A 12,389-nucleotide genomic window follows, 5' to 3' on the forward strand; every position below is an offset into this window, starting at 1 on the left:
TCTAGATTGCCAGTCTTATCAAAGATAATAGAAAAGAAAGATTTATTCAGCTCACTTTTAACATTTTCATACTCAATTGGAAGATAAACGACATTGTGTTCGTCACTAGTTTTTACATTTAGGTCAGATAAAGATAATTCACCATTTGTATATAAGCTAATATCATCATTAAAAATTAGCTTTTTTGTGTTTTCCTCAAATTCTTTTGTTACTAACTCACTTGCATCATCAAATTTTTATTGAATTCTTCAGATTTAATCAATAAATCTTGCAGTAAATCTTGTCTTTCTTGCATTTTTGCACTTGCTTCAATATCCCTATATGATCCCAAAGATGAAGCGAAAATTATTGAAAATACCAAACTTAAAACTACAACTACTTTTACAACTAAAGTATTTTTAATCATATACATTTCCCCTTTACTTTGTTTAATATAATGTATAAAAAATATAACTATATGTCTTGATTCCAACAATTGCTATCTGTGTATAAAATCAATTTTCGTGGAAATCAAGATTTTTTACTTTATTATGATATTATCTGCTATAGCACACTTCTACTCGAGTTAAATTAATCATATCCCCTTACCAACCGACATTTCAACCGACAATATTATTGTTGGTACCGTCAAAATTTCTGTCGGTCACGATTACATTTCCTTACTTAACAGTCTTCTAAATACCCCAAGTTCGAGCTTTTTCGCTTCTAGTCGTTGCCAATGACAAGTGATTTGTGTAGCTGAAAAGAAATTAAAAAAGTGCCGATTTACCTCGACACTTTTATCATCAAATATCTTTACATTCATCAAGCAATTGTTTCTCTTTTGCAACCTCAACCGCTTCTAGTCTTGTAGATACACCTAACAGGCTAAAAAGTTGTGATAAATGGCGTTCTACCGTACGCACAGAAACATTGCATATTGCTGCGATTTTCTTATTAGGGTAGCCCTTCATTAGCATCTGCAGTAATTTTATTTCTCGATGTGTTAGCTTTAAATTAGCATAACGATCATTTAGTTTTTCATTTATATAATCTAAAAAATCAGTTGGAACCACGATTTTCTCTTGAATGCTTAAACGAATTGTTGAGATGATTTGATCAATAGGAGCTGTTTTTACAAGAATGCCCTCCACTTTTTTCTCAACTAGTAGGGAAAAATACGAACAAACATCATTTGTCGTATATAAAATAATAATGGCTTGTCCCTGCTTTGCTTTAATTTCTGTCGTAAGTTCTAGATTGTTATTTGTAGCAATACAAGCATCAATTAAATATACATGGAATTCTTCCTCTTGCATTCTATCAATAACTTTATGTGGATTCTTCTCGATTTCAATATTTATATCTTCTATCTCCAGAGACAACGTTTTTAAACCTTTTAAAACAATTGGATGATCATCCACAACTAAAATAGAAATCAATCGCATCCCTTCCTTCGAATTAGTTTCATTTTAAGTTGAGCCAAATTACACTCATAAATATAAGCAAGATACTAAAAATAATCATGCGTTCCCCTCTTAATAAGAAACCCAGTGAAAAATATGATAAACGACCATTTATATGCTACCTCTAGATAAAATTTTGAACAATCAAACTTAACACCATTGTTAGGATTGCAAAAAAGCAAGGACGGCTTTTTAAGAAATGCCAAAAGATACTTTAAAACAGGCTAGTTGCTCCACGAGTGGAATTCCTGTCACTTGAATAGGTATAATATTCATCATGTTAAGAGATTTCATTGCTGAAGGTATATTAATCCTCAATTGAAGATAATCAAACAATTCATTTTTATAAAGAAAGTCTACTGTAACAGTTTTACTCACGGTATTCCTCCTCTCATGTATAGAATTCTGCAAAATAGTATAAGAACTACTTGTCAAATAGAAAAGACCATGCGACTCTTTTATTTTAACAACCCTATTTTTCTTATACATCTGGTTCACTAATCTTTTCACGAAATTTTCAGATAACAAATCAGGTAGATAATAAAACTCTTCAAAAAACAGCCCATTAAAGGTTGTTTATACCTTTCAATCGACTGTTAACTGATTTTGTAATGTAATTATACATTCTAGCTAAAAACATAGAGCAAATTTATGTACCGTTCCTAAACTATCGCTACTGTAATTTCTTCCTCATCCTTCTGGTGAATAGAAAGCCAGCTCCAATAAAGAAAATGAGCATCATAACTTTTATAATCGGAAAGATAAATAGCTTACTAACAACAAAAATAACTAAGATGTAATATACAACCATTGCTAATAAAAATAATGTTAGTTTATTCAAATTGTTACCTACTTTCTTTTAATGCCGCTTCAATTGCAGCAAGCGCCTTGGGACCCATGCCATGCAAATTTTTTAATTTCTCTAAATCGACCTCTTTTAGCTGTTGCAATTGTGTATATCCAGCAGCATTCAATGCACGAATAGCAGGTTTAGCAACGCCTTTTGGCCATTCTGTCATATAAACCCGACCTTTCTTTTTCGAGGATTCTCGATTAATAATACCTAATAGAAGTATAACTAGCGAAGTACTATCCTAATCAAGGCTAAAGCATAGTAATGTCTAATGTAGTACGTATCCCATGCTTCATTATGCAAGGAGTGATAGTGAAATGCAATTTCTTATTTAATAGCCTAGTATTGTTTTATTTCTTCTTCTACCATTTCTAATAATGGAAATTGCTCAAGGGTCATTAACATATTTACACCTTTCCTTATCCATTTTTCACCTGAATGACTAAGGTGATTAAGACAGATGCCCTTTCTTACATAACAAATAGCAAGTAGGATGAAATCATGTTCTTTTTTGCATAAAAATATGGCGTTTAGAATTTCTTTTTGTGCTTTTGAATACTCATTATCTTTCATTAATAGTAAAGCAATATTCATTGAAATATTAATTCGTAATCGTGAGACATGGCGAAAGTTTTCAAATAAGGCGATGTGTCGTAAAGCAAATTGTTTTATTTGAAGGACTGTTGGTAAAGGGAATAAAAATAAAATCGCATTCAACATGTATAAATCAGCAATATAAAGTTGATTGTGTTTAGATAAGTCACGCCAAACTGGTTCAACGATTTCTTTCGCTCTCTCAAAATCACCTGTTTTAGCTAATATGATAAGTCCATCTAAAATAATTGAAATATGAATAATTTGTTGATCTTCCTCAAATTCTCTTAAATATTGTTTGCACTTCTCCGAAAGTCCTCTCAGTACTTCTTCATCGTTATATGATGTACGATAAAATTGGGTAATTATCTCATCACGCTTACTGTATTGATAGCCATTTTGAATATAAAAAAATTCTTCAAATGTAATGCCTAGTCGATTTATAATCCCACGCATCGTCGCAAAGTTTATGTCAGTAGTCTTATTTTCAAACTTTGAATATGCACCTTGTGTTAACAGGTGAGCTGCCACATATTTTTGCGTATACCCTTTACCAATTCTAATTTGTTTTGTAATCTCACCATAACCTTTCACGTTGACATTCACTCCTTTACAAAATATTCTTTCAAGAATATTTAGCTAAAACGATTGAAATGTATGCAATTATATAATTTACAAGGGGGTGACTAAATTGATTGATGTAATAAACATTGAAAAATCAACTTCAACACTTTGGTTAGTCGGTACAGGGACAGGAAGCTAATAACAAGTTCATTAAGCCCCACTTCCCTGTTTTTGAATGAATGTAATAATTGAGCTACTGACAATCTTATCATTGTTGTCCAGTTCTAACTCTATTGTACAATTGGCGTTTTTTTGTTGTCCATAGCTAAAAGCTTTGCAAACCAACTTCACATAGAGGGTTTGCAAAGCTTTTTAAATTTATAGAAGTACTTCTCTTTCAAACAACCAAATCAACCGCAAAACATGTATATTCTACCTTGTGTCCATTCCACTTAACACTTTTAATGAAACGAAAGCAGTAACGACAGTTAACAAGCCCAATATTCCCATAACAAGGTTTGGATTTATAGAATCTAATAACACACCCGTCAAGACTTGTCCGACTGGAATGGATATTAATAATGCAGAACTTAAAAATCCAAAAAATCTACCTTGCTTTTTAACAGGAATTTCCCTTCTATACATTATGCCAAAATAGGTATTCCCCATACCAAATGCTATACCCGATATAAAGTAAAAAATCGTTAGCACAAGTGGCGTATTAGCTAGACTCATCAATATATTAAAAAAACCCATGACCGCACAACATATAAACCCGTAAATAAATATGTTGCATTGGAATTTCAATTTCATTGATATAACAGCCCCGATTATAACCCCAACAGGTGAGCCAACAAAAATAATGCTCCACCATAATGAGCTTACTCCCATATTAATAACGATCACGCGAAGTGTTAACATAAGAGCAGCACCTAAAATATTGATAATAGCAGCGCTAAAAAGAAAGGTTTTTAATATCCTTTCTTGAAAAAGAATCGACATTCCTTCCTTCAAGTCTACAAGAAAAGATTGTTTTGATTTAGCTTTATGCTGTTCTGTAATATTGGAAGTCAACAGTATAAGAAGAGAAAGAACGAAGCATAACCCATTAATAAGAAAGAAGTTACCGGGGCTAAGTACACTATATAACAGCCCACCTAACATTGGCGCTAAAATGCCCTCTAGCTGATTCGATGTTTGTCTAAGAGCTACAGCTTCCTTCAGCTCATCATCATTTACAATAATTGTTAGCGCAACATTGGCTGCTGGGGAATGTAACGTACTGCCAAATGAATAGACAATAAAAATAAGGAGTATATATAAAAATTCAAAATAGCCCAAAATTGTAATACTCGCAAGTATGATTAATAACATACATCGTATACTGTTTGCAACAATCATTAAATTTTTTTTATATAATCTATCCACAAATGTCCCCATTAAAGGCGACAGAATCACGATAGCAATTGTACTTGTAGCATTTAAAATAGCAACGAAGATGGATGATCTTGTTACTTCTAAAATCCAAAGAGGTAAAATAAAGAGAATAATTTTATCTGCAAGACCTGAAAGACATTGTGCATAAAAAATTTGTGTGAATTGTTTGTTAATAAAATAAATTTTCGGAATGAATTTCATACTCCTCACTCCTCAATCATCTCTATTTCATGTATATTCCATAGAACTCCTCTAGGATCGGGCTTAATATTTCTTATCCGTTTATTAATAATTTGGACATCGTATGGGCTACATATAAAAAGAACCGGTAATTGTTCGCCAATATATTTAGACCATTGTTTGAAATAAATTGGATCTACTTCTAAACCTTTTTTAATTAAGCTAAGATTCTCTTCATCTTCCCACCCAATAATCTCTTTCATAATTCCCTTTTCACCAAATGCAAATGACGGATCAGGATGAAGCATTAAAGTTTGTGTTATTATAAACATATCTAGCTTATTTTCTCTAAAATCTTCTTTCCAAATATTCGAATCGAATTTTTTCAGAATAATGTCTATACCTTTAACTTTAAAATCTCTAACCAATTCTTTGGCAATTAACTCATGTTCTTCATTATTAATAAAATAACCAAGTTTTAAAGATAATGGATAGTCATTAAAAGTATATCTCGATTCAGAATGATTGTGTTCATTTTTAAATCTCTCTAATAATTTAGGATAAAATTGATTAAGATTTTCCGCAAAACCGTGGTACACGTTATTTATAATTTTTTTCTTGTCAATAAATCTATAAATATAGTTTCTATTTTCTATACTTCTGAAAAAATCAGTTCTATGATTTACTGCTATATAAATGATTTCTGGTTTTGTTAACGGGTATATATTATAATTTGAATTTATATATATATCTTTTTTAGATAAAAGTCTTATTGGAAGAGTTGTAAAATCTAATTTTTCTTCTAAAATCAGTTGTTCTAATTCCTCTATACTTCCTGTTTGAATAATCATATTTCTAATTTTGGGGGCACCTAAATGAAAAGCATCATTTCGGTCAAAGAAGTATTTATCACCTTCTATTTTTATTAATTTATAAGGTCCACATCCTATATAATTTTTATTATATTTATTAGAATAAAATGATGCTAAATCAATATTTTCAAAAATATGTTTAGGAAGAATAGGTAACAATAGACGGTGTTTAAAAAACTTGTCTGGTTTTTTTAATACTATTCTTAAGGTTAGTGAATCAATTATTATTAATTCTTTAATATTCTTAAAATAATGGTTTTGAAAGTTACCAAATCCAGATAAAATAATTTCAATTGTAAACTTAATATCCTCACTGCTTACCGATTTATTATCTGACCATAATAAATCTGGTTTTAATTCTAAAATATGTTGAGTGCAATCACAATTATTATAATAGTCTGAAAGTAATCTCGGTACTAATTCAATATTTTCATTAAACATCATAATCCCTTGATACAAACAGCCCATTAGCCAAGTGTCAACATCATTTCTACAAAGTAAAGGATTTATGCGATTTTCTGATTTACCTGGTATAAAAAGTTGTATTCGATTATTTCTCATATTTAGCCCACACCTCCAAATTAGTTTTATTTTTATAGTGTTTTTTTTGAGGTAAAAGTTCTTCAATATAAATGAAAATGTTAGTATTTTTAATTGCTCGTTGAAAAATCAGTAAATCATAGATAGTTTTTAAATTAATATAGGTTGCTTTGAAATCCAAATCAGTATAAACAAAAAACTCATTAGGTAAATTTAATTTGATAAATAGGTTAAACATCTCGATTAACTTTTTAGATAATGAGATATTAGAATTTAAAAAATCAAAATCTCTTAATCTTAATCGAAATCTTTCTCTGCTTATAACTAAATTCTCAATGCAAATCCTTGGTTGATAATCTAAATCCAATTCTATACGAGTATACGCATGTCCATTAAGATTCAAATTATTTTGTAGAGAAATATAATTTAAAAGCTTGTAAATTCGATCATTTCCTGGTGAAATAGATGATGCATTCCAAATGAAAATTTCCTCATCATTTTTCAAATGAGTAATTAAAGCCCCATTTTGTAATTTTAAATATACGTCGCTAATACTGATTTCTTGTTTTGACTTTACATTACGGTCATATATATATAATTGCTTTCTTATTAAAGGAATAGAAAATCCTATCCCATCTAAATCACTATTTATATGAATATTTCCCTGTACTACATTTCTTTCATTAGATAAACAGTTGTATATTAATTGCTCAAATATTTCCCTTTCCTTTCGATTAAAATATCTTAAAAATCTACCAAGTAGTCTTCCAACCTGTATTGATAACATCTCTGGAATTATATATACTTTATGATTATCTTCCTCATAAAATTGAAAAATACATTCTAACTTATCTATGCCATATAATTCCTTAGGAAAAACTCCCTCAAAATCGTTAATAGTTAATTTCAATACTTTATTTTCACTGTTTAATTTCTTTTTTATAATATCTATAAAAGTTTTATAGTTTTCTTTATTTTGAGATGTTTCTCTCCAAGATCGATAATTATAGGTTTTATAATCTAACGTTTTACTATTTATTAAAAAGCTCAGCTCTAAAAGAGGTATAGACTGATTTTCTCCATAATTATCTTTTATATATTTTACAATATTATTTTCAGAGGTATAAGGGTATAGGAATTCGAACAATTTTATATAAATACTCATAGCTTTATTAAATTCATTTTTTATTTTTCGATGTATAGTAATACTTTCTTTCTTATAAGCTAAATTAGCTCTGACTAATTGAGTTGGATAAATTTCAGTAATACTTGATAGTTTTAAAAAATCCTCTTTAAATTCTTCAAAAGAATTCGTATAGAATCTTTCAGGAATGTATGCTAAAGTAGGATTCTTTAATACAGAACATATAGTTTTTAATGGATTTTCATCTGCATAATAGGTTGTTCCCAGTACTTTTAAAAAATCCATTTCTATTAAGTAATAAATTTGTTCTCGCAATGTTTCAAATTCTATATAATGAATTAATATACTTTCTAAATCACAAATGCTAAATATTCTATCTTTTTGTAAAAATAAATCTTTCATAAAATATTTATAACGTAATTTACATTTTCTCAAGACATTATATGGGCTAGACCAGAAATAAATATTATTCTCGATTATACAAGCAGTTGGATTTATATATAACAAAGGTTTAAAAGGATTTATTTCTTTTTTAAACTCTCTTTTTGCTAGATGCTTTGCTATATTACAATTAAATTCCAAAGTTATATTAAAATTTGATGAATCTATTTCAAAATTGTCTTTATCTCCAAAATAACCTGCTACTATTCCGGCCCATAGACTAGAAGGTGTTGGCATAATACTAGATTTATGCAAATATCTTAATAAAGTAGTATATTTATTTTTATCAAGAGTCTGTCTACCATCATAAATACTATTAAATAAATTTTGATTAACTACTAAAAGGGCATTGGAAAACCAATCTGATGATAACTGCAACTTAATAATATTTTCAATTTGTTCAGTTTCTTTTTCTATTTCCTTTAGAATTAATTGATTTAATTCTCTATAACGTATACGTAAGAAATTATGAGACTCTAATCGTTTTAGAATATTTTTTGAAAACCCCCCCTTTATTTTGGCTAAATCATCTGCATATTCTTTAAAAGATTTGTATATTTTTCTCCTAAAATTAATTAATTCTCTTCTTTCTTTGTCGTTTTGTGCTTCTTTTACTGCCTCAAATAAAATTGCTGAAATTTGCTCGTTTTCAATAATTAGTTGATTTTTTAAATTTAATATTAATTTGGCATAATTGTAGCTTTCAAAAGTCAAATCTCTATACAAAAAATCAATTTTATTAACCGGTAATCTAATGGCTAAAATCTCCATGCTTATACCCCCTATCAGGAGAAGTTAAATATGAAAATGAATAAGAATAACCTGCTTGTATCCCTGGTTGTACTCCCAAAATGTTCCACATAAAAATAATCAAACAACTTACTATACCTCTAATACCTCTTGTAAGCTTTCCATGATAATATAACCTCTGAAGTTCTTCAAACAACTTAATTAAATTTGTATTAATTTTCAAAATTTCATCTTTTATATTTTGATTAACATCCTCAAGAGTTTTTTCAATATCTAGTCGAATAATAAGATTAATTTCACTAATCATATTTAATAGCATCATTTTATATTTTGATTCATCAAAAGCCCTTAATTCTAATATCTTTTTCCAACAATCCCATCTCTCAAAGTCATCTTGAATTATTTTATTAACACAAAAATTACTATACCAGGCAATAAACGCATAATACTTATCTTTATTTAAATTTTCTAAAGTAAATAAGCAACATAATTCAGTTATCTCACAAAAAATTTTATGACAAATTTCTAATCCCAATTGTCCTCCGAATAAATAGACTTCAGGTTCATATACAACTTTTGAAGTAGTATAGTTTTTATTTAATAAAAATTTTTCGAAGCCCTGAACATCCATAGGAAATCTTACTCTAAGGTGAGATTGGTTCAAATAAGATTTTCTAATATACCAAAATTTATTGCCTATTTCTCCAAAAAAATCATAAAGTTGCTTTACTAATTGTTTTTGTTCTTCATAATTAGCATTTATAATATAACAATTCCAAAGTTTAAAACTATCTTCAGTTTTTCGAGATTTCATTTCTAACTTTTCTATATCCATTAACTCTACCCCCAGATAGAAAAACAAATTCACTAAAAGTGAATTTGTTTTTCTTACCTTAATTTTAAAAAATTCAAAAACCTCTTAATGCATCATCACAACCATAACTTGTACTGCTTGTTCCTTTTTGAGAAAGCTCAATTGTCTCTATTTCTTCAACTGTTAACTTCATAATTACACCTCCTTTTGTTATAAAATAAATTTACAATATTTTTAGAAAAATCAAACAAAATATTCCTAAAAGAATAATAAAAAATAAAACTCCTTCAAAACTTTATGCATACTTCTATCCTTTTATCAGACATAAAAATCATAGAGGAAAATATTCTTTTATGAATATTCTGAAAAAATATTTAATTATCATTTACTATAAAAACATCAAATGAGCATATTAATTCACACATCGTTGAGCCTTTCAAATCTTACCAAACGATAAAGCGAACAGCATCAAATATAACACTATTGAAGTAGAAGAAGAAATACTACAAGAGCTCGGAATAGAAGATACTGAACTTTTGCTTTACCAGTAGTCATTATAGCTGCCGTAGCAAGATATGGTATTTCTTATGCTATAAAAAAATACGGTAAAAAAGCCACAACGAATGCGATTCGCAGTAGAAATTTTGATAAAGTATTATCTTCTGTAGCAAGATTAGATGCTAATTCACGCAAGCACATCCTAGATCCAAAACATGATTGGCATAAAGTAACGAAGAATAATTGGGATGATGTAGCAAAAGTCATGTCTTACGTGATGCGCTACGGAAAAGAGGGTCCATACGGGTCTGCAAGAAAGAAAACATTAAATATGAATGGTCAAACAATAACAGTAACTTTTGCAAGAAAGAATGGAAAAATACACATAGGAAATGCGTGGGTGAATAAATAATGCCGACAAATAATTTAGAGAATTATATTCTAACAGTGAATTTTAAAGAAGCTGAAGAAGAGTTCCACAAGATGGATTTTCAACAATTTGATGATGTAATATTCATCAGTGCATATAATAACCATAATATTCTATTTTATACCTTTTTGCATTATCTATTAATGAAAAAAGAATCAGCGGAATTACACAATCTCGCTTTTTCATTATTTGTAAATGCGTTAACTCCTATCGAAGGCGCCTATCATTGTGCTCTCTATCACGCACAAAGAGCAGTTGAATTAACAAATGAACAAGATACATTTAGCTTAGAACATTTATTATTCCTTAATATCGTACCTGATAAATTAGTCAGTGATGAACAAGCAATTGAAATTTGCCATAAGATTTTAGCGCTTGACCCAACTAATAAAACCGCTAAAAGTTCCCTTAAAGAGTTAAAATGTAAAACTCAGTAAAATTTCTATTACACTGGTGAAAAGACGTACAAGCACTAGGTTAAAACGTTTGAATAATTCGTTTTAACCTAGTGGTATTTAAAAAGTTAAAGTACTTCTCCTTTATTGATGTTATTTAAAATGTAAGAATAGCAATAAATCAGTAAAATGAAGGTGATTATTCAATGATAAAAAATCTAGAGCATCTTATTTTATCAGGCAACTTTAACGAAGCTGAAAAATTATATCAAAAAAGCAATTTTGAACAATTTTATAGTGAATTAATCTCCATTGCTTATGACAACCGCAATATGATTTACTATACTTTTTTGCATTATCATATAATGAAGAAAGAAACCGTAGAGTTACACAATCTTGCCTTTTCATTATTTGTACATGCTTTAACACCTATCGACGGTGCCTATCATTGTGCTCTCTATCACGCACAAAGAGCTATCGAATTGACAAATGAACAAGATGTAGGAGATTTAGAAAATTTATTATTCATATACGGGGTGCCTGATCAAGTCGTAAGTGATGAAAAAGCCCTTGAAACTTGCCATAAAATTTTAGCGTTAGAGCCTTCTAATGAAATTGCCAAAAGTGTACTTAAAAAGGTCCAACGCAGAATGAAGTAAACGATCTTAGGTACTTGTGAAAAAAGTACAAGCGCCTTTCTTATCTAGCTATCTTTTCTCTTACGCCTATTTATAAATAGGCGTAAATTTAAATAGTTCCTAGAAACTATTAAACTTTCTTAATGACGAAAATAAAACCAAAGGAGAATGAAACGTGTTAAAAAATTTAGAACAGCTCATTTTATCAGCCAACTTTAAAGATGCTGAAGAAATCTATCATAAAATGGACTTCCAACAATTTCATGATCAGCTACTATCAATCGCTTATGATAACCGCAATATGATTAATTACACCTTTTTGCTTTATTTATTAATGAAAGAAGAGTCAGCGAAGTTACACAATCTTGCCTTTTCATTATTTGTTATCCCTTTAACCCCTATCGGCGCCCCTCATCATTGTGCCCTCTATCACGCACAAAAGGCTGTCGAGTTAACAAATGAACAAGATACACTTAGCTTAGAACATTTATTATTCCTTAATATCGTTCCTGATAAATTAGTGAGTGATGAAAAAGCGATTGACATTTGCCATAAAATTTTAGCGTTAGACCCTTCTAATAAAACTGCTAAAAGTTCTCTTAAAGAATTACAACGTAAAACTAAGTAATATTTGAAAGTGTGCACCTATAAAAATAAACACGCTGTTGAAACAAGTCATCATAATGTTTCAACAGCGTCCTTATAGACGTAAAAAAATTGTTTTTTCATTTAACTAATTCCCTCCTACCATCAGCGAACTAAAAAGAGGAGTTGGGATTCGTAATTTTTCCAAA

At 29.3% G+C, this 12,389-nt stretch carries 12 protein-coding genes and 1 pseudogene; 4 read left to right on the forward strand and 9 right to left on the reverse strand.

Annotated elements, in window-relative coordinates; all coding sequences use genetic code 11:
- Positions 1-211: 211 nt before the first annotated feature.
- From ACIQXJ_RS08615 to ACIQXJ_RS08655, 9 genes are all read right to left on the reverse strand, one after another.
- A complete protein-coding gene (locus ACIQXJ_RS08615) occupies positions 212-406 on the reverse strand; it encodes a hypothetical protein (RefSeq protein ID WP_403052155.1) in 195 nt (64 codons plus the stop codon).
- A 379-nt stretch (positions 407-785) separates the two neighbouring features.
- Positions 786-1,421, reverse strand: coding sequence for a response regulator transcription factor (locus ACIQXJ_RS08620; RefSeq protein WP_403052157.1), 636 nt, complete (start codon positions 1,419-1,421; stop codon positions 786-788).
- Between the two features lie 216 nt (positions 1,422-1,637).
- A complete protein-coding gene (locus ACIQXJ_RS08625) occupies positions 1,638-1,823 on the reverse strand; it encodes a hypothetical protein (protein ID WP_403052160.1) in 186 nt (61 codons plus the stop codon).
- Positions 1,824-2,290: 467 nt separating this feature from the next.
- Entirely contained in the window at positions 2,291-2,464 is a 174-nt protein-coding gene (locus tag ACIQXJ_RS08630; protein WP_172771294.1) for a helix-hairpin-helix domain-containing protein, read from the reverse strand.
- Between the two features lie 173 nt (positions 2,465-2,637).
- Complete coding sequence (locus ACIQXJ_RS08635) at positions 2,638-3,486, reverse strand: helix-turn-helix domain-containing protein (RefSeq protein WP_403052163.1); 849 nt, start codon at positions 3,484-3,486, stop codon at positions 2,638-2,640.
- Between the two features lie 402 nt (positions 3,487-3,888).
- Complete coding sequence (locus tag ACIQXJ_RS08640; RefSeq protein WP_403052166.1) at positions 3,889-5,094, reverse strand: MFS transporter; 1,206 nt, start codon at positions 5,092-5,094, stop codon at positions 3,889-3,891.
- A 5-nt stretch (positions 5,095-5,099) separates the two neighbouring features.
- Entirely contained in the window at positions 5,100-6,506 is a 1,407-nt protein-coding gene (locus ACIQXJ_RS08645; RefSeq protein ID WP_403052169.1) for an ABC transporter substrate-binding protein, read from the reverse strand.
- Positions 6,496-8,841: a lantibiotic dehydratase gene (locus tag ACIQXJ_RS08650; protein ID WP_403052172.1), complete on the reverse strand. Its 2,346-nt coding sequence runs from the start codon at positions 8,839-8,841 to the stop codon at positions 6,496-6,498. The genes ACIQXJ_RS08645 and ACIQXJ_RS08650 overlap by 11 nt, the downstream gene beginning before the upstream one ends.
- The gene (locus tag ACIQXJ_RS08655) at positions 8,822-9,655 is read right to left on the reverse strand and encodes a thiopeptide-type bacteriocin biosynthesis protein (RefSeq protein WP_403052175.1); all 834 of its coding nucleotides are present in this window, start codon (positions 9,653-9,655) and stop codon (positions 8,822-8,824) included. Before ACIQXJ_RS08655 ends, ACIQXJ_RS08650 begins: the two co-directional genes overlap by 20 nt.
- Before the next feature lie 517 nt (positions 9,656-10,172).
- Here ACIQXJ_RS08655 and ACIQXJ_RS08660 point away from each other — a divergent pair.
- The 4 genes and pseudogenes from ACIQXJ_RS08660 to ACIQXJ_RS08675 form a co-directional block, all read left to right on the forward strand.
- Positions 10,173-10,544: pseudogene (locus ACIQXJ_RS08660) on the forward strand (polymorphic toxin type 35 domain-containing protein); the annotation flags it as partial.
- Positions 10,544-10,999: a hypothetical protein gene (locus ACIQXJ_RS08665; RefSeq protein WP_403052178.1), complete on the forward strand. Its 456-nt coding sequence runs from the start codon at positions 10,544-10,546 to the stop codon at positions 10,997-10,999. The pseudogene ACIQXJ_RS08660 and the gene ACIQXJ_RS08665, both read left to right, overlap by 1 nt.
- Before the next feature lie 164 nt (positions 11,000-11,163).
- Positions 11,164-11,616 carry a hypothetical protein gene (locus ACIQXJ_RS08670; RefSeq protein WP_403052181.1) on the forward strand — a complete coding sequence of 151 codons (453 nt, stop codon included), beginning with the start codon at positions 11,164-11,166 and terminating at the stop codon, positions 11,614-11,616.
- A 154-nt stretch (positions 11,617-11,770) separates the two neighbouring features.
- A complete protein-coding gene (locus ACIQXJ_RS08675) occupies positions 11,771-12,223 on the forward strand; it encodes a hypothetical protein (RefSeq protein ID WP_403052184.1) in 453 nt (150 codons plus the stop codon).
- Positions 12,224-12,389 lie beyond the last annotated feature (166 nt).

Source organism: Lysinibacillus sp. NPDC097868, assembly GCF_044761135.1.
GTDB lineage: Bacteria > Bacillota > Bacilli > Bacillales_A > Planococcaceae > Lysinibacillus.

What these genes read in the sequence shown, in the direction of transcription:
- ACIQXJ_RS08615 (WP_403052155.1), bottom strand. Translation starts at nt 406, where the DNA reads ATGATTAAAAATACTTTAGTTGTAAAAGTAGTTGTAGTTTTAAGTTTG.
- ACIQXJ_RS08630 (WP_172771294.1), bottom strand. Translation starts at nt 2,464, where the DNA reads ATGACAGAATGGCCAAAAGGCGTTGCTAAACCTGCTATTCGTGCATTG.
- ACIQXJ_RS08640 (WP_403052166.1), bottom strand. Translation starts at nt 5,094, where the DNA reads ATGAAATTCATTCCGAAAATTTATTTTATTAACAAACAATTCACACAA.
- ACIQXJ_RS08645 (WP_403052169.1), bottom strand. Translation starts at nt 6,506, where the DNA reads ATGAGAAATAATCGAATACAACTTTTTATACCAGGTAAATCAGAAAAT.
- ACIQXJ_RS08650 (WP_403052172.1), bottom strand. Translation starts at nt 8,841, where the DNA reads ATGGAGATTTTAGCCATTAGATTACCGGTTAATAAAATTGATTTTTTG.
- ACIQXJ_RS08655 (WP_403052175.1), bottom strand. Translation starts at nt 9,655, where the DNA reads ATGGATATAGAAAAGTTAGAAATGAAATCTCGAAAAACTGAAGATAGT.
- ACIQXJ_RS08665 (WP_403052178.1), top strand. Translation starts at nt 10,544, where the DNA reads ATGCCGACAAATAATTTAGAGAATTATATTCTAACAGTGAATTTTAAA.
- ACIQXJ_RS08670 (WP_403052181.1), top strand. Translation starts at nt 11,164, where the DNA reads ATGATAAAAAATCTAGAGCATCTTATTTTATCAGGCAACTTTAACGAA.